This window comes from Seonamhaeicola sp. ML3 (assembly GCF_023273855.1).
Taxonomy (GTDB): Bacteria; Bacteroidota; Bacteroidia; order Flavobacteriales; family Flavobacteriaceae; genus Seonamhaeicola.
Genome location: NZ_CP096884.1, coordinates 2568001 through 2592705 on the forward strand (window position 1 = coordinate 2568001; position 24705 = coordinate 2592705).

General features: G+C 33.6%; 19 protein-coding genes. All 19 read left to right on the top strand.

The features are described 5' to 3' along the window. Positions 1 to 482 precede the first annotated feature (482 nt). The 19 genes from M0214_RS11095 (at position 483) to M0214_RS11190 (ending at position 24657) form a co-directional block, all read left to right on the top strand. Positions 483 to 4004: a nitrate reductase gene (locus M0214_RS11095; protein ID WP_248722629.1), complete on the top strand. Its 3522-nt coding sequence runs from the start codon at positions 483 to 485 to the stop codon at positions 4002 to 4004. Further along, entirely contained in the window at positions 4004 to 5443 is a 1440-nt protein-coding gene (locus tag M0214_RS11100) for a rubredoxin (RefSeq protein WP_248722630.1), read from the top strand. The genes M0214_RS11095 and M0214_RS11100 overlap by 1 nt, the downstream gene beginning before the upstream one ends. A 325-nt stretch (positions 5444 to 5768) precedes the next feature. After that, complete coding sequence (locus M0214_RS11105; protein ID WP_248722631.1) at positions 5769 to 6179, top strand: response regulator; 411 nt, start codon at positions 5769 to 5771, stop codon at positions 6177 to 6179. Next, on the top strand, positions 6180 to 6719 hold the full coding sequence (locus M0214_RS11110; protein ID WP_248722632.1) for a heme NO-binding domain-containing protein: 540 nt from the start codon (positions 6180 to 6182) through the stop codon (positions 6717 to 6719). A gap of 4 nt (positions 6720 to 6723) precedes the next feature. After that, a complete protein-coding gene (locus tag M0214_RS11115) occupies positions 6724 to 8322 on the top strand; it encodes a PAS domain-containing sensor histidine kinase (RefSeq protein ID WP_248722633.1) in 1599 nt (532 codons plus the stop codon). 3 nt (positions 8323 to 8325) lie between these two features. Then, entirely contained in the window at positions 8326 to 9453 is a 1128-nt protein-coding gene (locus M0214_RS11120; protein ID WP_248722634.1) for an FIST signal transduction protein, read from the top strand. Further along, a complete protein-coding gene (locus M0214_RS11125; RefSeq protein WP_248722635.1) occupies positions 9453 to 10514 on the top strand; it encodes an ATP-binding protein in 1062 nt (353 codons plus the stop codon). The genes M0214_RS11120 and M0214_RS11125 overlap by 1 nt, the downstream gene beginning before the upstream one ends. Before the next feature lie 4 nt (positions 10515 to 10518). Beyond that, positions 10519 to 10836, top strand: a complete 318-nt coding sequence (locus M0214_RS11130) for an Hpt domain-containing protein (protein WP_248722636.1) — start codon at positions 10519 to 10521, stop codon at positions 10834 to 10836. Between the two features lie 5 nt (positions 10837 to 10841). Beyond that, a complete protein-coding gene (locus tag M0214_RS11135; RefSeq protein WP_248722637.1) occupies positions 10842 to 11561 on the top strand; it encodes a LytTR family DNA-binding domain-containing protein in 720 nt (239 codons plus the stop codon). Positions 11562 to 12120: 559 nt separating this feature from the next. Beyond that, the gene (locus M0214_RS11140; protein ID WP_248722638.1) at positions 12121 to 13479 is read left to right on the top strand and encodes a UDP-glucose/GDP-mannose dehydrogenase family protein; all 1359 of its coding nucleotides are present in this window, start codon (positions 12121 to 12123) and stop codon (positions 13477 to 13479) included. 37 nt (positions 13480 to 13516) lie between these two features. After that, positions 13517 to 14455: a UDP-glucuronic acid decarboxylase family protein gene (locus M0214_RS11145; RefSeq protein ID WP_248722639.1), complete on the top strand. Its 939-nt coding sequence runs from the start codon at positions 13517 to 13519 to the stop codon at positions 14453 to 14455. Positions 14456 to 14535: 80 nt separating this feature from the next. Further along, positions 14536 to 14922: a PleD family two-component system response regulator gene (locus M0214_RS11150; protein ID WP_248722640.1), complete on the top strand. Its 387-nt coding sequence runs from the start codon at positions 14536 to 14538 to the stop codon at positions 14920 to 14922. 34 nt (positions 14923 to 14956) lie between these two features. Continuing rightward, the gene (locus M0214_RS15325; RefSeq protein ID WP_305879785.1) at positions 14957 to 16156 is read left to right on the top strand and encodes a sugar transferase; all 1200 of its coding nucleotides are present in this window, start codon (positions 14957 to 14959) and stop codon (positions 16154 to 16156) included. A 17-nt stretch (positions 16157 to 16173) separates the two neighbouring features. Next, positions 16174 to 16920 (top strand): TolC family protein, encoded by a 747-nt coding sequence (locus tag M0214_RS11165; protein WP_248722641.1) that lies wholly within the window; start codon positions 16174 to 16176, stop codon positions 16918 to 16920. A 4-nt stretch (positions 16921 to 16924) separates the two neighbouring features. Then, entirely contained in the window at positions 16925 to 19306 is a 2382-nt protein-coding gene (locus M0214_RS11170; RefSeq protein WP_248722642.1) for a hypothetical protein, read from the top strand. 13 nt (positions 19307 to 19319) lie between these two features. Continuing rightward, the gene (locus M0214_RS11175; protein WP_248722643.1) at positions 19320 to 20699 is read left to right on the top strand and encodes a lipopolysaccharide biosynthesis protein; all 1380 of its coding nucleotides are present in this window, start codon (positions 19320 to 19322) and stop codon (positions 20697 to 20699) included. Continuing rightward, positions 20700 to 22196, top strand: a complete 1497-nt coding sequence (locus M0214_RS11180) for an O-antigen ligase (RefSeq protein WP_248722644.1) — start codon at positions 20700 to 20702, stop codon at positions 22194 to 22196. 27 nt (positions 22197 to 22223) lie between these two features. Next, positions 22224 to 23417, top strand: coding sequence for a glycosyltransferase (locus M0214_RS11185; RefSeq protein ID WP_248722645.1), 1194 nt, complete (start codon positions 22224 to 22226; stop codon positions 23415 to 23417). Positions 23418 to 23499: 82 nt separating this feature from the next. Further along, complete coding sequence (locus M0214_RS11190; RefSeq protein WP_248722646.1) at positions 23500 to 24657, top strand: glycosyltransferase family 1 protein; 1158 nt, start codon at positions 23500 to 23502, stop codon at positions 24655 to 24657. The last annotated feature ends 48 nt before the right edge of the window (positions 24658 to 24705 follow it).

Genomic DNA, 24705 nt, shown 5'->3' on the forward strand with positions numbered 1-24705 from the left:
TAAAACCAATAAAGTCTATAAAACAATTAATATTCAACTTAATAGAGGTTGAAAAGCGCGATGTTATACAGTTTTTGACTTTTAGGTATTTGTTAGGTTTTGTAATGAAGGGTTTTTTTGCACATTCAGTGAAGCTTAGTGAGTTCACAAAACTATCAAAAGTTTATCTTAAGGAAAGTGTAAAGTATAGAGCTTCATTAAAATTACAACCTGTCATAATAAGAAATTAAAAGTTTTCCCTGAGTAGGATTAGCTCAGGGTTTTCTTTGAGAGTCTGTTATTCCCGCCAAATTACTGTAGCTACAGTAAAGCGGGAATAACAACAAAGAAGTTTTAATCAAAACCAAATTCTTTATTTGAAATGCAGTTTTTTATCAAATTACCGATTAAAAAAAGCATTTTTAAAGGATTGTTAATTATCAATATTAGTTCTTGTTTGGTATTTTAATATTGATTTAATTCGTTAAAAAACGCTTCAAGATATGATGAATAAAGAAGTGAAAACAACATGTTCATATTGTGGTGTAGGATGTGGAATTGTAGTAAAGAAAGACAATAATAACAAGGTTGTTGTAGAGGGAGATAAAGACCACCCTGTTAATAAGGGTATGTTGTGCTCCAAAGGTAGAAATTTACATTATGTTGTAAACGATACTTCTGATAGGATTTTATATCCCGAAATGCGCTGGAGTAAATCTCATCCACGCGAACGTGTAAGTTGGGATACTGCTTTAGATAGAGCGGCGAGCGTATTCAAATCTATAATCAAAAAGCATGGTCCGGATAGTGTAGGGTTTTATGTTTCTGGACAAAGCCTTACAGAGGAATACTATATTGCCAATAAGCTAACAAAAGGTTTTCTAGGAACAAACAACATAGATACAAATTCTAGATTATGTATGAGTTCTGCCGTTGTAGGCTATAAAAAAACGTTTGGTGAAGATAGTGTACCTATTTCTTATGCCGATATTGAATTAGCAGATAGTTTCCTAATCACTGGGGCTAATCCGGCTTGGTGTCATCCTATTTTATTCCGAAGATTAGAAAAACATAAGGAAGAAAATCCCGATGTAAAAATCATTGTTGTAGATCCTCGTAAAACAGATACAGCTAAGTTCGCCGATTTGCATTTACAAATTTTACCGGGTACAGACGTAATTCTATATAACGCCATAGGCCGCAGATTATATGAAAGTGGATTGATAGATGAGGACTTTATAAAAAATTATACAGACGGATTTCAAGCCTATAAAGAGCAGATATTTTCAACAAAAATAAGTAAGGCAGCAAAATTATGTGGAATAGATGAAAAGGATATCAGAAAAGCAGCTGATATCATCGGGCTTTCTAAAGGGTTTATAAGCATGTGGGCTATGGGTCTTAACCAAAGTGTGGTTGGTGTTAATAAGAATGTAGCCCTTTTAAACCTTTCTTTAATTACGGGACAGGTGGGAAAACCTGGTTCAGGTCCATTTTCGCTAACTGGCCAACCCAATGCTATGGGTGGGCGAGAGGTTGGAGGTATGGCTAACCTTTTAGCTGTTCACAAAGATTTAATGAATGAAGAGCATAGAAGAGAAGTAGCTCAGTTTTGGGGTGTTGAAAGAATAAACCCAAAACCAGGATTAACTGCAACTGAAATGTTCGATGCTCTAGAATCTGGTGAATTAAAAGCCATTTGGATAGCTTGTACTAATCCCTTGGTAAGTTTACCAAATACCAATCGTATTGAAAAAGCTGTTAAAAATGCAAAGTTTGTAGTCGTTCAAGATATATCTCACAAAGCAGATACAGTTAAGTTCGCCGATTTACTTTTACCTGCCGCTGGATGGTTAGAAAAAGAAGGGGTTATGACTAATTCTGAGAGACGAATTTCATATCTACCTAAAGAAGTAGACCCGCCAGGAGAGGCAAGACCAGATGTAGAAATATTTTGTGATTTTGCGCAGCGCATGGGGTTCCGAGGTTTTAACTATGGTGCCACAGAAGAGATTTATGACGAATACTGCGCTATGACAAAAGATACCAATATAGATGTCTCTTACCTAAACTACGATAGGTTAAAGAACGAAGGTACATTTCAATGGCCAGTAAATGAGTATAGACATAAAGGAACCCCGAGGTTATTTGAGGATAAAGTTTTCTATACACCATCCAAAAAAGCGATTTTCAATGTAGCTTCAACTATTGAGAATACCTCTGTGCTTCCTAATCCCGAATATCCTTTGATATTAACTACAGGAAGGGTTAGGGATCAATGGCATACCATGACCAAAACTGGTAAAGTGTCTCGATTAAAGACGCATTACCCAAAACCTGTTTTGGAAATTAATCCTGTTGATGCTTATTTGTATAAAATTAAGGATGGCGATATAACAGATATAGTAGGTGAAAATGGAAAAGTGAGGGTGCGTGCAAAGGTTACCGAAGAAATTAAAAAGGGCGTTGTTTTTCTACCAATGCATTGGGGTAAACAACTTCAAAACGATTTAAATCGGGCAAATAACTTAACAAATACCCATGTAGATCCTGTTTCTAAAGAACCCGATTTTAAGTTTACAAGAGTAGCAGTATTCAAATACGAAAAGCCAAAAGAAAAGATTCTTATAGCTGGTGCCGGAGCAGCATCATTCCGTTTTATTCAGGATTACAGAGAGCATAATGAAAAAGATGAAATTCATGTGTTTTCAAAAGAACCAAATTTATTTTACAATAGAGTATTGCTGCCAGAATATGTTACTGAAGAATTAACATGGGAGCAACTATTAAAAATCAAAAAAATAGAGTTAGATAAACTCAAAGTTCATTTACACCCAGAAACTTTAATAACTAAAGTAAATTCTAAAGAAAAAAGTGTAATCGACAATAAAGGGAATTTACACACTTTTGATAAGCTCATACTTGCAACTGGTAGTAGAGCGTTTATTCCAAAAGATGTTCAAATCGATCTTCCTGGACGCTTTACTATGCGTAATAAAAGTGATGCCGATAGTTTCAAAAGCTATTTGGACGACACTGGTTTGCCTCCAGAGGAACAACATGTAGCTATTGTTGGTGGTGGTTTATTGGGATTAGAATTAGCAGCCGCTCTTAAACATAAAAATGTAAAAGTTACTATAATTCAGAGAGCATCTCGTTTAATGGAGAGGCAGTTAGATAAAGTATCAAGTAAATTGTTGGCGCTCGATGTACAAGAACGAGGCATTCAAATTTATTTTGATAATGAGGTTAGTACAGTCTTTGATGATGATGAAACGGGCGATTTAAATATCACGTTAAAAAGTGGGAAGTTAATTACTGCAAATGCAATTGTATATGCTATTGGAACAATACCTAATATTGAAATAGCTAGAGAAAGTGGTGTAAAATGCGGAAGAGGTGTTGTTGTAAATCAGCATTTACAATCTTCCAATCCAGATATTTTTGCAATTGGAGAAATTGCAGAGTATAAGAATCAGTTATTTGGAATTACATCGGCAGCAGAAGAACAGGCTACTATTTTAGCCAATTTTATTGCAGGTGATATTAGTAGTGCCTACGATGGTTCTGTATTAATGAATATTTTAAAATTTAATGATTTAAGTCTTTGTAGTATAGGGGATATTAATGTGCCAGAAAACGATTTAAGCTATGAGGAAGTTGTTTTTACAGATATTTCGAAACGATACTACAAGAAGTGTATAGTAAAAGATGACTTGTTGATAGGAGCTGTTTTAATGGGAGACAAGAGCGAGTTTGCAGAATTTAAAACGCTTATAGGAAGTAAGATTGAAATGTCTGAAAAGCGAGATACTCTTTTAAGAGGGGCGTCTAATGACAAACCTGTTATTGGTAAGTTAATTTGTTCCTGCAGTCAAGTTGGAGACGGTAATGTTAAGGAAGCCATTGCTAAAGGATGTACCGATTTCACAGAGTTATGTAAACAAACAGGTGCAGGTTTAGGTTGTGGTAGTTGTAAAACTGAAGTAAGAGAAATTCTTTATAATTCTAAAGTATTAGTATAATGGAAGAACGTTATAGGTTAATGATAAATGGTGGGGTACTTTCTCCAGCAGAGTTAAAATATATATGTGAAGCAGCTGAAGGGTTGGGGCTAGATGCAATATCATTTGGATCTAGACAGGATATTATATTTCCAGAGAAAATAGATGAATCAAAATTCAATCAGTTTGAAAAGATAACGTTTGTTAAACCTAAGCGAGATAAGGTAGAGAATATTGCGTCATCTTATGTTTCTGCAGAGATTTTACCAAGTACTTCATGGTTAACCAGTGACAAGTATCTATACATACTAGAGCAATTTAAGTATAATCCTAGATTACGAATTAATGTTATAGATCCTAAACAAAGATTAGTACCTTTATTTACTGGTAATGTTAATTTTATAGCCTCTAATCATGAAGACTATTGGTATTTATATTTAAGACTACCAGGTTGGAAAAAGACACTTATGTATCCTGCGCTAATTTTTAGTTGGGATATGGATAAGGTTGAAATGGCGATAGAGGAAGTTCTTATTGAAGAACCCGAAACCATAGAGATGGTTTTCGAGTTGGTAAATGATGCAATAGATACTAACAATAGAACTGTAGATAAGCCGCTGGATGTGCCTTTTTACCCTTTCCCTTATTATGAAGGTATGAATCGTATAGGTACAGACCGCTATTGGTTAGGTCTTTATTGGAGAAATAATAGATACGATATAGATTTCTTAAAAGCCATGTGCGACTTATGTTCTGAAAATAAAATAGGGAAGATATCTATAACACCCTGGAAATCGTTTATAGTAAAAGGAATTCCTGAGAGAAACAAGCTGCAGTGGGAAAAGCTTTTAGGAAAGTTTGGTATTAATGTAAGACACTCTATGTTGGAGATGAATTGGCATGTACCGGTAAACGATAAAGAGGCTCTGAACCTAAAAAAATATCTGGTAACAAATTTTGATCAGAACGATATTAGTACCTATGGTTTAACATTTGGTATAACAAGTTATGACAGCGATACTTATAATTTTACTTCTATTGTTGTAGAAAAGAATAGACAGCCAGATAATTTAGGAGACTTTACCATCAGGGATACATACAACTTGTTATATGCCAAAAATTTCGACCCTAATACAAATGAGTATATCATGCATGTACAAGATGTTGATAAAATAGAACTCCCCGGTTTGTTAATGGAATTGAGTAAGTTGTATTTTGAACAATTAGGAAACGAACGAGAAGATGAAGAACAGCAATCTATTCAAAACGAATCATCAGAAGAAATCGTTCATCAGTGTTCAGAATGTTTAACAGTATACAGTGAGGTTTACGGTGATTTGACACAAGGTATCGATCCAAATACAAGTTTTGATGATCTTCCTGATAGTTATTGTTGTTCGCTTTGTGAATCACCAAAAAGTAGTTTCGTTAAGAAAACATTCAATAAAGAGGTCCACTAACTTCATTTTATTAATACCCTAAAAAAGATCGATACAACCCTTTGTACTGGCCTCGAACTTTAAACGTTTGTGTTTTTCCTGTAAATTTCGTATATTCTATGAAAGGTAAATTTCATCGACAAAAAACACATTGATTCTTTTTTAATAGAATAAAACTTACAATAAAACACACTTTATCCCTTATTTAGATTGATTATAAAAACCATTCGTCGACACAAAAACGTCATTCGTCGACACTTTTAATGGTTCTAGCGAAATATGTACGTTGTTTAATACCGTTCAGATTAATTTCACATCAAAGCGCAACAAATATTTCAACGTATTTATGAAGAATCTAAACATATTATTAGTAGAAGACGACATGATTGAACTTATGAAGTTTAATCGGGTAGTCAGTTCTTTAGAAGCAAAACATAACGTTATTGAAGCTAACAATGGAGAGGATGCACTTAAAGTTTTAGAGGATAAAACAAATTTGCCAGATATAATATTGTTAGATTTGAATATGCCCAAGATAAATGGTCTTGAATTTTTGCAGATATTAAAGAGTGATGATGTATTGAAGTATATTCCAGCTATTGTATTAACTACTTCTAATAACGATAAAGACTTAGTTGAGTGTTACAAGATAGGCATAGCGGGTTATGTTCTCAAGCCTCTCAAGTATGAGGAGTATGTTTCTAAAATCGAGAACCTTTTGTCTTATTGGAGTTTAAACGAATTAAAAAAACATTAAATGAAAGGTATTGTATTTTCAGAGTTTCTTGAATTAGTTGAGGAAAAGTTTGGACTGGAGATGGTTGATAAAATTATAAGTCAATCTGAACTTAAATCAGGTGGCGCATATACATCTGTTGGGACTTACGAATTTTCAGAAATGCTTCAGTTGCTTAAAAACTTAAGCAATAATACAGGTGTTTCCATAGATGGATTATTGCTCACTTACGGTGAACATTTTTTTCAAATATTGGAGCGTGATTATTCAGTAATGTTAGAAAGTTACAACGACCCTATAGAAATGCTTTCTTCAATTGAAAACCATATTCATGTTGAGGTTCGTAAAATATATCCTGATGCTGAACTCCCAACTTTTAAGGTTATCGAAAAGACTAAGAGAAAACTTATTATGCTATACAAATCTAGTAGGGCAATGCATCATTTTGGACTAGGTTTAATGAACAAGACATTCGAGTATTTTGATTCATCTGCCGAGATTGTTTTGGAAAAACTTAAGGAAGATGGAACAGAAGTTAAGTTTTTAATCAACAAGAACTAAACTCATGGACCAAGAGAAAATTGAAATACTTGAAAGGGCTCTAAAAAGAGAACGAGCTGCTCGACGAGATGCCGAACGGATACTCGAAGAAAAATCTGCCGAGCTTTACAGTGCCAATCAAAGGCTAGAAAAATCATATACAGAACTAGAAGCACTTTTAGATAAGACCGATTCCCAGCTTCAAGGGGTTTTTGAAAATATTGTCGATGCATACGTTATAATAGATTTAATGGGTAACATTCTTAAAATGAATGATGCAGCAGTAGATTTGTTAGGTTTTGATAATACTAAGGAAAATGCAAATTTATTAGAGTTTCCTCCTTATGAAGAAAAGGAAAGGGTGTCTCGATCATTTAAAAATCTCCTAAAGAATGGAGCGATTACAGATTTTCAAGTAAAAATAATAACAAAAAAAGGAGAAGAAAAACTTGTACATATAAATGCCAGTATTATACTAGATCAAGGTATTCCAGTTGCTGCTCAAGGTATTGTAAGGGACATAACCGAAGCTAAAGCCGCAGAACGCCTGTTAAGAGAATCTGATAACAGGTTAAAGGCATTAATGATGAACCTTAAAAACGGGGTTTTATTAAAAGATGAGAATAAGAGAATCATTCTTGCAAACGAAAAATTCTGTGAGCTTTTTGGAATTGATTACAATCCAGAAAAAATAAAGGGACAGTACCTTACGTTTCGTGACGATAGGTTTAAGAACCTATTTAAAAATCCCCAGGAGTTTGTTGATCGACTCGAATTGATTGAAACTGCAGGTGAGCATGTTCTAAGCGATGAGATTCACATGGTAAATGGAAAAATTTTAGAAAGAGATTATATTCCCATTTATCAAGGCGATAATTACCGAGGTCATCTTTGGACCTACAGAGATATTACAGATCTAAAAAATTTAGAACACCAAAAGGAAAAGTTACTTTCTCAATTAGAGTATAGTAACGAGGAGCTACAAGAATATGCTCATATAGTTTCTCATGATTTAAAGTCTCCTTTGCGCAGTATTAATGCATTAGTAAGTTGGTTGAAAACCGATAACGAAGATAAATTTGATAAAGTGAGTTTGCAGAATCTAGCTCTAATAGAAACTACCATAGAGAAAATGGATAACTTAATATCTGATGTTCTTGAATATTCCAGTATAGGTAGTGATAGTAAAGAGTATGTTCAAGTCGATTTAAATTCACTTATAAATGATCTCATTCAGTTTTTATATAAACCGGATCATGTAAGTGTTGAAGTGCTTAGTCAATTACCAATTGTAAATGGAGATAAAACCAAACTACAGCAATTATTCCAAAACTTAATGAGCAATGCCATAAAGTTTATAGATAAAGCTGAGGGTTTTGTTAAAATTGATGTTGAGGATATTGGTTCGCATTATAAGTTTTCCATAAAGGATAATGGTATAGGAATTGATGAAAAATACCATTCTAAAATTTTTAAGGTTTTTCAATCTGTCAACAAGCGAAAGGATTCAACAGGTATTGGTTTGTCTATTGTGCAAAAAATAGTTGAGTTACATGATGGAGAAATTTGGTTAGATAGCAAACTTAACGAAGGTACAACCTTCTTTTTCACACTAAAAAAGTAAAAGATGAAGATTGTACAATTAAGAAAGCTTAAAGGCCAGGATTGGCAAAGTGTAACACCTTTTATTGAACTAAAAGAACCCTTGGTAATGGTTTTTGGTGATAGGAAAGAATTTGAAGAGCCCAGAATATACAAAGCCATTGAAAAGTTTTTTCCAAAAGGACATGTTGTATTTGCATCTTCTTCGGGGAATGTAACCTCAAATTCAATAGATGAGGATTGTATTACCATAACTGCGGTTGAGTTCGAACGAAGTGAATTCAAGGTAAGAACCATAAATTTAAATGATACCGAACTTAATAGCTACAAAGCTGGAATGGAGTTGGTAAACAAATTGCCAAAGGACAAACTAAAGTATATCATGGTTTTATCTGATGGTACTTTTGTTAACGGTAGTGAATTGACCAGAGGAATGAATTTTGTGGTAGACAATCATGTTTTGATAACAGGTGGTCTTTGTTCTGATGATTATAGATTTCAAAGAACAATGGTTTCGTATAATGAAAATCCAAAAGATGGAGAAATTGTTGGGATTGGGTTTTACGGTGACACTCTAGAGGTGGCTTCATCTACAGAGTCAGGATGGATGCCTTTTGGTGTTGAGAGAACAGTAACCAAATCTGTGGGTAACATATTATACGAACTAGATAATAAACCTGCATTGAATATTTATCAAAAATATATTGGTGATTTATCTAAAAACATCTCAGCGGCATCAATGAATTATCCTCTTGGAGTTCAGGAAGATGATCAATATTATCCGAGAACTATATTAAATATTAATAAGGATTATAATGCTATGTTTTTTGCGGGAGATATCCCTGCTAACTCGAAAGTTCAGTTCATGATGACTAATCCGGCCGAGTTAATTGGAGCCAGTATACAAACGGCAAAACAAGCACGGGAGAAAATGATTAATGAGCCTAAACTAGCTATGTTTTTTAGTGGTTTGGGAAGAAAACAATTTTTAGACCAACGTACTATCGAGGAGGTTCTTGAGGTAAGAGATACGATTGGTAAAGACGTAATAATTAGTGGGTTTTATTCCTATGGAGAAATAGCCCCTAATAATGAAGAGAATATGTGCAAGTTGCATAATCAATCTGTAGCACTAACTTTAATAAGTGAATAATGAATTCATTATTGAAAAATCAGGTTAAGCGATTTCTAAGCAGTAAAAATGTATCTAACGAAGATTTAATGGCTTTTCTAGATGCGGTAAATAACTCCTATAATAAATTTGACGAACAGTATCTTATACAACAAAGAGCTTTACTGGTTAGTTCTGATGAGCTTAACGAAGCTAATAAGGTTTTAAGGCATGAGTCTAATATCCAAAGTGCACTTATTGATAAGTTAAACAAGGTAGTAGAATCCCTGAATTTTGGGGAGATGTCTAAAGAAGCTAAAGCGTCTCAAAAAATGGCTCCAGAGAATCTTGATGGTTTATCCTTGGCAGAGTTTATAGATAAGCAAACCCAGGAGATTGTTGAAATGAACAAGCAACGAGAAAAACTCATGGGTGAATTAGAACGTCAAAACGAAGAACTAAGTAATTACGCTTATCTGGTTTCCCACGATTTAAAATCTCCACTTAGAAGTATAGATGCTCTTACTGCATGGTTAAACGAAGAGGCAGAAACAAATAAAAAAGAGAATACCTCAGAGAATTTAAAACTTATTAGAGATAACGTTGAAAAAATGGATAATCTAATTACAGGTATTCTAGATTATTCTACTGTAAATAAAAACGAAAGTTTAACAAGTGTAATAAATTTAGAGAGTTATATTAAAGAAATAATCAATAGTATATCCATACCGGAACACATAGATATTAAGGTACTAAATGCGTTGCCTAAAATAAATGCAGATAAGCCAAGAATTAAGCAATTATTTGAAAATTTAATTGATAATGCAATTAAATATAATGATAAGGAAAAAGGCTTTATTGAGATTGGCGTTGAAGAAGAGACTATGCACTGGAAGTTTCATATACGTGATAATGGTAAGGGCATAGAGAAAGATTACTTCGATAAGATTTTTAAACCATTTCAAAAATTAGAAAATAATCCAAATGCAACAGGTATTGGTCTATCAATTGCAAAAAAGATAATTAACGCTTACGGTGGTAAGATATGGCTAGAGTCTAAGCTTGGTATTGGAACTACTTTTTATTTTACCATAAAAAAATAATACTATGGAAAAACCTAATTTGTCTTATGTAGAAACCATGTCCAGAGGAGATGAAAGTTTTGTAAAAAAAATAATTGGTGTTATTAAAGATGAGTTTTCTGGTGAAGTTGAAGAATATAATTCAAACTATAATTCTGAAAATTTTAAACTTGCAGCAGAAAATGTACACAAACTTAAACATAAAATTAGTATTTTAGGCCTTGAAAAGAGTTATGCAGTTGCCAATGATCACGAAAATAGCCTTAAGGAAGGTAAAGGTAACCTGCATGAAGACTTCTTGAGTATTTTACAAATTATTAAGGATTTTCTAGGTACAATTTAAAAGAGATGAATTGCATTATTATAGATGATGAAGCTACAGCAAGAATTATTATTTCTGAATTATGTTCTCAAATTGGAGGGCTTAATGTTGTAGAAGAGTTTCCTAATGCAATCCAGGCTATTAAATACCTTAATCAGAATCAGGTAGACCTCATATTTCTAGATATTCACATGCCTGATTTTACGGGGTTTGATTTCATACAAACCCTCAAGGATCCTCCAAAGATTATATTAACCACTTCAGACCCGCAATTTGCTATAGATGCCTTTGAATACGAATGTATAGTAGATTATTTGGTAAAACCAATCAAGCTAGAGCGTTTTGAAAAAGCCATTCATAAACTAAGTACCATTCCTGAAACTGTTCATAATGAGGAAGCTCCAAGTGTTTCTGCCAAGAAAGATTCATCTGTAGATAATCATTTGTACATCAACATAGACAGGCGTTTAATTAAAATTGAAATACCCAGTATTTATTTAGTAGAAGCTAAGGGTGACTATATAAACGTCAAAACAGAACAAGAAAACTACAGGGTGCACTCTTCCTTGAAGAAAATTGAGGAAAAACTACCCACGGATCTTTTTTTAAAAGTACACAGGTCTTACATAATAAATCTCAAAAAGATTATAGATATTGAGGATAATAGTGTTTTAATAAAAAAAGATGTTATCCCAGTTAGTAGGTCTAATAGACCAGAACTAATGAAACGTTTAAACTTACTTTAGTGCTTTAAACTTACATTATACACTATTCGTCTACACATTATGGTCATTTGGACCAAATGCTTAATTTCTTTTCTTAGTTGATTATATATTTGCCAGTGATTAGATAAAAAATAATTCATGGTATTCTTGCCCAAACAACTGTCAAGTTCTAATATGTTCCAAATCAATATTTAGACAGAACAACCAAGTACAAATTATTTTTTTATCCTTTTCAAAACTTAGTAAACCGTTCTAAATATTTTTTAGTTCAATACTATCGTAATCTGTTAGCTATTTGCAAAAGGGATACGATTAGTCCGTCTACCCAGAAATTAACCTACTTATTTTTAGAATTAAAATTTGCACAAAAAGGTGATTTTTTATCGCCGAATATTGTTTTATATTCCTACTTATAAAATAAAAATGCATTTTACCCTATTTTTTTTGCATTTTATCGATGTTTTGTGTAAAAATATTTGTATGTTTGACTCGGGTAGATTAAAAAATGTTCTATCTGCTGTTTAAATTGGAAGATTTAAGCCCCAAATTTAAAAAATTAGAACCATTTAAATATTGAATTATGAAAATAACAATTGTTGGAAGTGGATATGTAGGACTTGTTACCGGTGCATGTTTCTCAGAGGTAGGTATTGACGTAGTATGTGTTGATATCGACAAAAACAAAATAGATAACCTTAACAAGGGCATTATACCTATATATGAGCCTGGATTAGAGGATATGATTTCTAGGAATATGAAAAAAGGAAGATTAAGTTTTACCACTAAAATAGCTGATGCAGTTCAGGAATCTGAAGCTGTATTTATTTCTGTAGGTACCCCTCCAGATGAGGATGGTAGTGCAGATTTGAAATATGTAATTGCTGTGGCCAGGGATTGTGGTAAACATATGAATGATTATAAATTGGTTGTAACTAAAAGTACTGTTCCTGTAGGTACATCTTTAAAGGTGAAGAAAGCCATCCAAGAAGAGTTAGACAAAAGAAATATAAAAGTTGGGTTTGATGTAGCCTCTAATCCTGAGTTTTTAAAAGAGGGGGCGGCTATAGATGATTTTCTAAAGCCAGATAGAATTGTAGTTGGAGTAGAGGGGCAAAAGGCAGAGGATATTCTAAAGCGTTTGTATAAGCCATTTACTCTAAATGGGCACCCCGTAATCTTTATGGATATAGTTTCTGCAGAAATGACTAAATATGCTGCTAATTCCATGTTGGCAACTAAGATTAGCTTTATGAACGATATAGCAAACCTTTGTGAAATAGTTGGAGCTGATGTAAATAAAGTGAGAAAAGGTATTGGTTCTGATACTAGGATAGGAAATAAGTTTATTTATCCGGGTATTGGTTACGGTGGGTCATGTTTTCCAAAAGATGTACAAGCACTCATTAGAACCGGAAGTGAACATAACTATGACTTACAAGTATTAAAAGCTGTTGAAGCAGTTAATAAAAAACAGAAGACTGTATTATTTTCTAAAATCTTGAAGTATTTCAAAGGAGACATCAAAGGAAAAACAATTGCGCTTTGGGGGCTTTCATTCAAGCCACAAACAGATGATATGAGGGAGGCGCCTTCTTTAGAGATTGTAAAGAGGTTGTTAGAGGCCGGTGCAACTGTAAAGGCTTACGACCCTATTGCTATGGAAGAAGCTAAACATCACTTTGGAGAGACTATCTCTTATTATGAAGATCAGTATGAGGCTCTAATTGATGCAGATTGTCTTGCGATTTTAACAGAGTGGCCAGAATTTAAGTTTCCGAATTTCAATATTGTAAACAGATTGCTTAAGAGTCCAGCTATTTTTGACGGACGAAATATATACGACAGACACGAAATGAAAGAAAAAGGCTTTAATTATTTCTGTATCGGTGTAGATACAACGAAAGATATGGTAAAGCCAGTGTTAAGTTCTGTAAGCTAATAAATTTTAATTTTTTAATCCAACCAATATATTAATAATGATACGAAAAAAAGTTCTAGTTACAGGAGGCGCCGGTTTTGTAGGGTCTCATTTATGCGAACGTTTATTAAATGAAAATAATGAGGTTTATTGTTTAGATAATTTTTTTACTGGACAAAAACAAAATATCGTACACCTTTTAGATAATCCATATTTTGAGTTGATACGTCATGATGTAACGGCACCTTTTTTTATTGAGGCTGACGAGATTTATAATTTAGCGTGTCCAGCTTCACCAGTACATTATCAATATAACCCAATAAAAACTATGAAAACTTCCGTTATGGGAGCCATTAATATGTTAGGGTTGGCAAAACGAATAAAAGCTAAAATTTTACAGGCATCGACGAGCGAAGTCTATGGTAATCCTTTAGTGCATCCACAGCAAGAATCGTATTGGGGAAATGTAAATCCAATAGGTGAGCGTTCCTGTTACGATGAAGGTAAACGAGCTGCAGAAACACTTTTCGTTGATTACCACAAACAAAATAATGTAGATGTAAAGATTGTTAGAATCTTTAATACCTATGGCCCAAGAATGCATCCAAATGATGGTAGGGTAGTATCAAATTTTATAGTTCAAGCGCTTAGAGGTGAGGATATTACTGTATATGGTGAAGGTCAACAAACTAGAAGCTTTCAGTATGTGGATGACCTTGTTGAGGCTATGATAAGAATGATGGGGTCTAGAGATGGTTTTATAGGTCCTGTAAATACTGGTAACCCAGATGAGTTTACAATTTTAGAGCTGGCTCAAAAGGTAATTGAGCTTACAGGTTCAAGATCTAAAATAGTATACAAGCCATTACCATCTGATGATCCTTTAATGAGGAAACCGGATATAACAATTGCAAAAAAAGAATTGGATTGGGCACCAAAAATAAAATTAGAAGAAGGCCTATCCAAAACTATAGATTTCTTTAAAACAATAGTTTAGTTTATATGAAGTAGAATTGCTATTTCTCTCTGTGTTTATTGTAACAAAAAATATTTTTTAAGAACCCCAAATCTTAAATCATGAAGAAAAAAATATTAGTAGTAGACGACGAGGCAAGTATTTGCCTGTTGTTAGAAAATTTCCTTTCGGCAGATTACAATATCGAAACTATAAATGATGGCTATGAGGCATTATTATGGTTAGAGAACAATATACCAGATCTTGTAATTAGCGATATCCAAATGCCTAAAATGGACGGGTATGAGTTTTTAACCAAATTAAGACAAAGAGGTTTTACAAAACACACACCATGCATTATGCTTTCTGGAAAATCAGAGAGTAAAGAACGCATAAAGTGTTACAGGTTAGGAGCTCAAGATTATTTAACCAAGCCCTTCAATCCAGAAGAGCTGGATGAATTGGTTAAAAAGAATCTTTACCCTATTCACTACGCGGTACAGTGGTAATATTTTATACAGTTTAACTTAACCTACATTAACAATGGATTCTGTTTTGACTATACTTTATATTGGAAATTCTTCAGATTACTTTAAGCCCCTAAAAAAGAAGGATAATGTTGCTTTTTGTGTTCTAGAGAATAGCATTTTAGCTATCAATTATCTTACTTCAAATAATCAAATTGATCTTATTATCTGTGATTATAATTTACCAGGAAATAACGGTCTATATCTTTACGATTGGATTAGGGATAATTCAGAGTATAGAAGTACACCTTTCATTTTGTTGTCCGAAAAATTTGATGATGATGTTTATAAACAGTCCTTTAAAAAAAGGGTGAGTGATTATTATGTTTTAAATACATCCTCTCCTGAAGATATTTACCAAAGGGCAATGTTTCTATGCGAAAGTAAATCGGTGTCACGTTCGGCAAAACTTCCCGAGCTATCTGAAGTAGAGTATAAAATGCCATTATCTAAGCGTATATTCGATATTACAGTAGCTTCTATGGCACTTTTATTAGCGTCGCCATTTTTACTAATTATTTTATTGGCTATTAGGTTGGAGTCTAAAGGGAAAGTCTACTACATTTCTAAGCGTGTAGGAAGAAAGACCTTCGATTTTTACAAACTACGCTCTATGAGAACTGGTGCAGATGAGTTGCTGAAAAAACTAGCAAAAGAAAAAAATCAATACAATACCAAACCGCAAGTTGAAGAACATACAGAAGATGAGCCTTGTCCAAGATGTGCAAAGTTACCAGAGGGAGAAAGTTGTTCACCAATGATGTATTTCGACACTTACAGCATATGCGATTATTGGTATAATCATCAAAAAGAAAAAGAAGCGCAAAATAATTCGGCTTTTGTAAAAATTGTTGATGATCCAAGAATTACCAAAGTAGGAAAGTTTATAAGAAATACAAGTATAGATGAACTGCCTCAGTTAATTAATGTTTTAAAAGGAGACATGTCTATTGTTGGGAATAGGCCTTTACCTGTTTATGAAGCAGAATTATTAACAGGAGGTGATATCTCAAAACGATTTTTAGCGCCTCCAGGAATTACTGGTCTCTGGCAAGTAGAATTAAGAGGAAGAGGGGGAGATATGTCTGAAGAAGAGCGCATGCGTTTAGATAATGAATATGCCGATCAGTTTAAGGGGAACAATTATTCGTTTTGGTATGATATGAAGCTCATATTAAGAACCATACCGGCTTTATTCCAAAAAGATACGGTTTAAAAATTGAATTGGGGAAAATGAAATTATTATTTAGGTTTTTTATATTATTTGTTTTTGTTTGCTTTAACCATGTGTCTGCTCAAGATACAATGTTAGAAGTGGCTCCTAGTAGAATAAAGACAAGAACAAGTCTGCCACCTTTAGATATAGTTATCGATTCTGTTCTTAAGAATAGCGGAATGCTTAACTATAGAAATAATAGTATAAAGCGTTTAGAAACATTAAAGAAATCTAAAGGTATTGATATTTCTAGGCATGTGGGATTTGCTGCAGAGACCCGATATGGAAATTTTAATAATTTTTCTACAAACGATAACGGACAGATAATTACCCCAATAGCAACCAATTCTCGACAGTTTAATTATAGTGCCGGTTTTTATTTAAGATTACCGCTTTTTGATGTCCTTAACAGAAAGAAATTAGTTAAAACTGCTGAATTGGAGGTAGAAGAAGCTATAAGGTTGGCAGAAGCGGAGGAAGAAACCATACGTCAAAATGTTATAAGGCTTTACCAAGATATTGTTTTAAAAGAAAGATTACTTGAAATTAAAGCAAGAGCCTATGGTGATGGTAAAGTAAATATACAAATGGTAGATAAAGAATTTAGGAATGGTATAGTACCCGTAGCCGAATATGTAAGGATAACGAGTATTACTTCCAACTTAGAGATAGAGTATGAAAAAGCAAAATCTGAATTTGTTTTAGCAAAACAACTTTTAGAGGATTTAGCTGGTTTTAAGTTTGATATTTTAACATCGAATTAAAGTAATGAATATAGTAGAATTTGTAAGGTTAGCTTTAAAGCATATTCGTTTGCTGATATTGATACCAATTTTATTGGCATCATTGGTGATTATCTTAACAGTTAATCCTTCTTTCGAGTATTCTTCGCAAACGATATTATATACTGGTTTGGCAACTGGAACATCCATAGAAATGGATAAGAGGTTTGATCACCATGCCAATAGTGCTGCTTTTGATAACTTAATTAATATCATTAAGTCTAGGGATACTCAGGAAGAGGTTGCTATTAGGTTGCTTGCTCAACATTTAATGCTTCAAGAGGCTAATTCGAAGTATATTTCTGAGGATCATTATGAAGAATTCAAGGATAAAATTCCAGAAGATTTATATGAGTATGTAGCAGTGGATAAAAATGCTGCAGATGTAACCGTTGACACAGAGAATTTATCTAACATTTTTCCAACGGAAATAGACCCTGTATTATATGAGCAAACCGTTAAAAATCTTATGGGTTTAATGCAGAGTAATACGTCTAATTTTGTGTATGAAATAATTAACTACGAAAAAGACAAACATTATTCTATAAAAGCTATATCCGGAGTCAATGCTATGAGAATAGGAGGTAGTGATTTGGTGAAATTAACTTATACAGTAAATGATCCTGGTATTTGTCAGCAAACGCTTGATATATATAATAAGGTTTGTATTAAGAACTATAAATTCATTAAACAGAATAGATCTGATGACGTTGTAAAATATTTTGAAGCTCAGTTGGCCCAGGCCAGTGACAAACTAAAAAGAGCGGAAGATAAACTTTTGGAATTTAACAAGGCTTCAAATATTATTAACTATTACGAGCAAAGTAAAAAGGTTGCCATAGTTAAAGAGGAAATGGAGCTTGATTACAACCAAAAGCAAGCTGAATTGGCTGGGTTGCAAGCGGCAACTAAACGATTAGAAAAGAAACTGGATGTTCAAGAAATAATTCAGCAGAAGAGTAATTATGTACTCCAAAAGAAGAAAGAACTTGGAGAGCTTAATTATGAAATAGCCATGATTGAAGCTAAAATTGAGTCTACCGGAAATAACCAAAGTCAGGGGCAATTAGAATCACTAAGAAGTCAGTCTAGATCAATATCAAACGAAATTAAGAAAAGTGTTGATGAACTTTACAGTTACGAGAATACTGTAGATGGTTTACCTGTTACAAAAGTATTGCCAGAATGGATGGATAATGTAACTGATTCTGAAAACTTAAGGGCAAAGCTTAAGATTATGGAAAATCAAAACAAAGAGTTCCAAAAACAGTATGCTACTTATGCGCCTGCTGGGGCTAATATGTTAAGGATTCAAAGAGAAATTTCAGTTTCAGAGGAGGGCTATTTGGAGATTTTACATGGGCTTAACTTAGCAAAGTTAAAATTACAGGATAACTCCTTGTCTGCTAACTTAAAAGCTATTGACCCTCCATTTTTTCCGTTGTACCCTATACCTTCAAAACGTAAAATACTAATAATTGCCGCAGCTTTTATTGGTGGTTTATTCACCTTGGGTATTATATTGGTTATGGAGTATTTTGATGATACTTTAAAAAATTCAGATAAGGCGGCAGAAAAAATAGGAATTCCTGCTTTGGGTATGATTCCTAAAATATTGCTTAATCCTCTTACTACTAAGATGGCTTTTGTTCAAAGTCGACTTATAGAGATTATTACGCAGAATATAATTCAGCATTTAAGTTCTGACGAAAAACGAGATAAAATCCCAAAGACCATTTTATGTTTTAGTACGCAAAAACTAGAAGGTAAAAGTGTAATAGCTGGCAATATTGCTAAAAGTTTAAAGAAGAGTGGTAAAAGTGTTTTGGTCCTAAATTATTCAGATAAAGAACCAAGAAAAGATAAGCAGAGGAAACACTCAATATTAAATAGAATATTGGGTTATCCAGATCCAAGAATAGATATCGATAACCCGTTTTTGGCAAAGGCCTCTCAATATCTCGATGAGTCGGAATATCAAACTTATAATATCGATAAGCAATTTTATAAGGCTAAGGATTATGCTGATATTTTAAAGCAGAATAATATACAACTGGACTTTGTTCCTGAGTATGTAATTATTGAATTGCCTTCGATAATTGATAATAATCACCCAACGGAATTATTTATAGATTCAGATTTAGATGTTTTGGTTTGTAGATCGAACAGAACCTGGTCTAAGGCAGATAAAGCGGCGCTTAATAGATTGATGCCGTTCTCTGAGTCTAAGATGAAATTTGTAATTAATGGTGTCGAACTTAAAGAAGTAGAAAGAGTATTGGGGGACCTTCCCAAGAGAAGAACAAGTTTAAGAAAAAAGATGAAATCTATATTTAAACTTGAGTTTTTCTCTAAAAATCAAATTTAGTTGAACTTAAGACATGAATAAGCTAAAAAAAATTGTTCGAGAAGATAATTTCCTGTCCTTGGCGGGAAATGTCGTAATTGCAATTTTAGGTGTAGCTGGATTTGGGTTATTGGCACGAAGTCTTTCTCTGGAAGTGTTTGGAGAATGGGTTCTGTTTATAACTGGAGGGTCTTTTGTAGAAATGTTCCGCTTTGGAATAACCAACACGGGACTTATAAGATATCTTTCTGGAGCTGATGATTCTTCTAGATATCAACTCATTGGATCTAATGCCTTAATTGGGCTTGGAGCAACTGTATTGGTAGCATTCATTTTGATAGTTTGTAATCTGTTTTTTGGCGAAGCCATATCTAATTCAGGTTACGGCTTGTTTTTTAAGTGGTACCCGTTATTAGCTTTTCTTAATTTACCTTGGAACAATGCTCTTGTTGTATTGCAAGCAGACAGGGAGTATGGTAAAATTTTGGCGCTAAAATCAATAAACAGTGGTTTGTTTTTTTTGGTAATTGTTGCTAACTCATTTTTTATAGACATGACTTTGTCTCAGTTAGTAGTTGCTTTGTTGATAATAAATGCTGTTACATCATTAACTAGTCTTTTGTTAGGCTGGGATGGCGTAAATCATATTACAAAAGCATGTAAATCGACTAACAGAACTTTACTCAACTTTGGTAAGTTTACAACATTTACGCTAATAGGAACCAATTTGCTTAGAAGTGCAGATGCTTTGATTATTAGCTTAAGTCCACTGGGAGCATCGGCTGTTGCACTTTATAGTATTCCGTTAAAACTTACAGAATTACAACAGATTCCGTTACGAAGTTTTGTAGCAACAGCATTTCCAAAAATGTCTAAAGCAAGTGTGCAGGGCCGAGTAAATGAAGTTAAAGATTTATTCTATGCCTACTCTGGTGCATTAACATATCTGTTTGTGGCCATGAGTTTGTGTACATTCATTTTTGCAGATTTATTAGTGCTTATTCTATCGGGGGAGCAATATCTGGTGGTGGATCCAGAGACTGGTTTCAATGTTGTCGATATAGTTAGGGTATTTTCCATTTATGGTTTATTGTTGCCTATTGATAGGATGACAGGAATTGGCTTAGATAGTATAAACAAACCCAATATTAATGCTGTTAAAGTTTTTGTAATGGTTTTAGCTAATGTTATTGGAGACGTTGTAGCCATTTTTATGTTCGAATCTTTGATTCTAGTAGCTGTTGCCTCAATACTTTTCACACTAGTTGGTATTTGGTTAGGAATGTATTTCTTGAACAAAGAACTTACATTATCCTACAAACAAATTTTCATAAGTGGCATAGAGTTTTACAAGGATATTTTTAGAAAAGCAATGGGTAACCGTTCTACCGAAGTTAATCAAATAAACAATTAAGTGATAACCAGTAAAAGACATATAAATCCATTTGATGAGCAACCTGGTTCATCTAATTTGGCCAAACCCAAATGGCTTTTAATGTTTTTTGGAGGTGTTGGTCTTATTGCTCTTTTGCTAGGTAAACTCGAGATTGCAGGGGCGGGAATGGTCCTGGCTATAATCTTTGGTACTTCATTTTTAAATATTTTATTCAAAAAACCTGTTATAGGTTTTTATACTGCCATTGGTCTTAATTTTGTACTACTTGGGTCGTTACGTTACATCAAAACAGAATTACCGATTGGCTTCTGTATAGATGGTATTATGATACTTACCTTTCTTGCTTTAATCTTTAAAAATTTTAGAGAGAGAGTCGATTGGTCACCTGCCTACAAGACAGTAACTGTTTTAGCAATAATATGGTTGGCTTATTTTATTTTCCAAATAGTTAACCCCGAAGCGGTTATGATTGAACCTTGGATAGCCGGTAGAGGTATAGGGTTTTATTTCCTCTTTTTTGTAATTCTAACATTTATGCTTATTAATACTAATAAGCGGTTAGATACTTTTTTATACGTATGGGGAGTTTTTTCTATACTAGGTACTTTAAAAGGTATTATGCAACTGGTTTTTGGTCCAGATTATGCAGAGCAAGCTTGGTTAGATAGCGGGGCCTCTATAACACATGTGCTGTTTGGAAAACTTCGAATATTCTCTTTTTATAGTGATGCCGGACAGTTTGGGGGTAACCAAGGATACGCCGGTGTAGTCTTTATAATCTATGCAATGGCTAAGAAGGGATGGAAAAAAGTCTTTTTCTTAACTGTTGGTATTTTAGGTATTTACGGTATGTTAATATCGGGTACCAGAGGATCTATAGCAGTGCCTTTTGCGGGATTTATGACCTTCTTCGTTTTAAAGAAAAATGTTAAAGTATTATCTCTTGGGGTCTTTTTCGTAATTCTAATGTTTGTTTTTTTTAAATATACAATGATTGGAAACGGAAACGCTCAAATAAGAAGAATGCGAACCGGTTTTGATTCTAATAATCCATCGTTGCTGGTAAGAAAAGAAAACCAAAGAAAATTGAAAGTTTATCTCGCTTCAAGACCTTTTGGAGGAGGTATAGGGCACGCCGGAGATAAAGCACAGCGTTTTTTACCCCATGCTTTTTTGTCTAATGTGGCAACCGATAGCTGGTACGTAATGATATGGGCCGAGCAAGGAGTTGTTGGTTTAACACTACATCTCTTTATTTTATTTTTTGTTACTGGTATGGCATCTTTTAAAGTTATGTTTAGGGTCAGGGACCCCATAACCAAAATAAAGATGAGTGCTTTAATAGCAGGTATGTTGGGGATAATGGCTGCGTCTTATGGAAATGGTGTTTTAGGACAACATCCTACTTCTTTGTTAATATATGCCACTATGGCTTTGATTTCTAACCCTAAGATTTTTGAAAGATCTGAAGAGGAGCTAGAGAGGGAAGAAGCAACAATGTTGCCAACTAGTTAATGTAATGTGTAATAAACAAATAATGTCATGGCGTTTTTAAATATAATCCAAATAATAATTTTAGTTGTTTTAGGCTTAGCGACGTCTTACATATTTGTGTTCTCATTTGCTGGGCTTTTTTACAAGGATAAAAAATACGACACCAACTGTAAAATTAAAAAAATAGCTGTTTTAATTCCAGCCTATAAAGAGGATGCTGTAATTGTTGAGGTTGCTAAGAATGCATTGAAACAAGAATATTCAGCAGATAGTTTTGATGTTATTGTTATCGCAGATTCTTTTCAAGAGACCACGCTTCAAAGTCTGAAGCGCTTACCAATAAAACTTATAGAGGTTAGTTTTGAGAATAGTACAAAAGCAAAAGCTTTGAACAAGGCAATGTCTGTTCTGGAAAGAGATTATGATATCGCAGTGGTGTTAGATGCCGATAATATTATGGCGGCAGACTTCCTGGAAAAAATAAATGCGGTTTTTGAAGAAGATGTCATCGCGGTTCAAGGACATAGAACAGCCAAAAACGTTAATACCTCATGGGCAATATTAGATGCCATAAGCGAGGAGATAAACAACAATATATTTAGAAGAGGGCACCGGGTTTTAGGGCTTTCTTCTGCAATCATTGGTTCGGGCATGGCATTTAGGTATAATTATTTTAAATCTATTATGTTGAGAACAGATGCCATAGGTGGCTTCGATAAAGAGATAGAATTAAAAATGTTGAAAGAAGGCAGAACTATTTTTTACCTCAATGATGCCTTGGTATATGACGAAAAAGTACAAAAAGCTGAAGTTTTTGGAAATCAAAGAAGACGTTGGTTGTCTGCTCAATTACATTATTTTAGAAAAGATATTTTTATAGCTCTCAAAGAGCTTCTTACCAAAGGTAATTTAGATTACTTCGATAAAGCCATTCAATTTATTCAACCGCCTAGAATTTTATTGTTAGGTGCAGTTATGTTTTTTGGTTTTGGTTTTCTGTTTTTGAATTTTACTATGGAGAATTTTGCCTTTAACTTGTACTGGGTAGTTTTAATCACAGCCTGTATTTTATCGTTTGTTTTTTCTGTTCCAAAGTATTTTTATAATACCAAGACTTTAAAAGCTTTAATAAGTTTACCTAAAGGAATGATGCTCATGCTCTTATCTTTATTAAAAATAAAAGGGGCAAATAAAACTTACATACACACTCAACACACGACAACAAACATTAAAACCGATTAATTTTTTTACATAAAATAAAATATTATCGATTAAATGTTTTAAATTACCGATAAAATACATATATTTATCCAAAATTCAGGGAATGAATATAGGTATTGAAGGGCAAAGGCTCTTCCGTAAAAATAAACATGGTATGGATATGGTTGCTTTAGAACTAATAAAAAGCCTTCAGGTTCTCGATAAAGAGAATCAGTACTATGTATTCGTAAAGCCTGATGAAGATAGTTCGGTGTTGAAAGAAACTTCAAACTTTAAGATTGTAAAGATAGATTCTGGACCTTATCCAGTATGGGAGCAGTATGCCTTGACGAGAGCGGCCAAGAAGTATAACTGCGATATTTTGCATTGTACAAGTAATACAGCACCATTATTTGGAAGTACACCCTTAATAACAACAGTACATGATATTATCTATTTAGAAAGAAAGTCGTTAAAGATTTTAACGAGTAATGCAACCCGTTATCAAAAAATGGGGAATATGTACAGAAAGTTAGTGGTGCCCTACGCCGTTAAAAAAAGCAAAAGAGTTATTACTGTATCGGATTTTGAGATAAAACAGATTTCTTATTTTTTCGGGTTTAGTGGTAATAATAAATTACGTTCCATATACAACGGTGTGAGTGAACATTTCAGGGTTTTAAAGGATGAAACGGAGCTTCTTGAAATTAAGGAGAAGTACGGTTTACCAGATAAGTATATTTTCTTTTTAGGCAATACTGTTCCTAAGAAAAATACTAAAGGTACACTAAAGGCATTTTCGAGATTTATCGCTCAAACTAATTCAGATTACAAATTGGTGATTTCAGATTTCTCATACGATCATTTGGAAAAGCTATTGGTAGCCATTGGTAATCAGGAATTAATAAATCATATTGTATTGACAGGGTATGTGGTAAATACAGATTTACCAGCAATTTACTCTCAAAGCAGTTTGTTTTTATATACATCACTAAGAGAGAGTTTTGGTTTGCCTATGCTCGAGGCTATGGCTTGCGGAACACCAGTAATATCCTCCAATACGTCCTCAATACCAGAAGTAGCTGGAGATGCAGCACATTTGGTAAACCCGTTTGAACCCCAAGAAATTGCAGACGGAATTGTAAAAGTTCTTAACGACGAGAAATACAGAAAAAAATTAGTAAGTAGTGGTCTTGAAAGAAGCAAGGTGTTTTCTTGGAAAAACATGGCCAATCAAGTCCTAGATTTATATAAAGAAACTTATGAAGAAATAAACGCCTAACGTTATAATTTATTTTTAGACGTCATAGTGCCCCTAATCTAAATGACT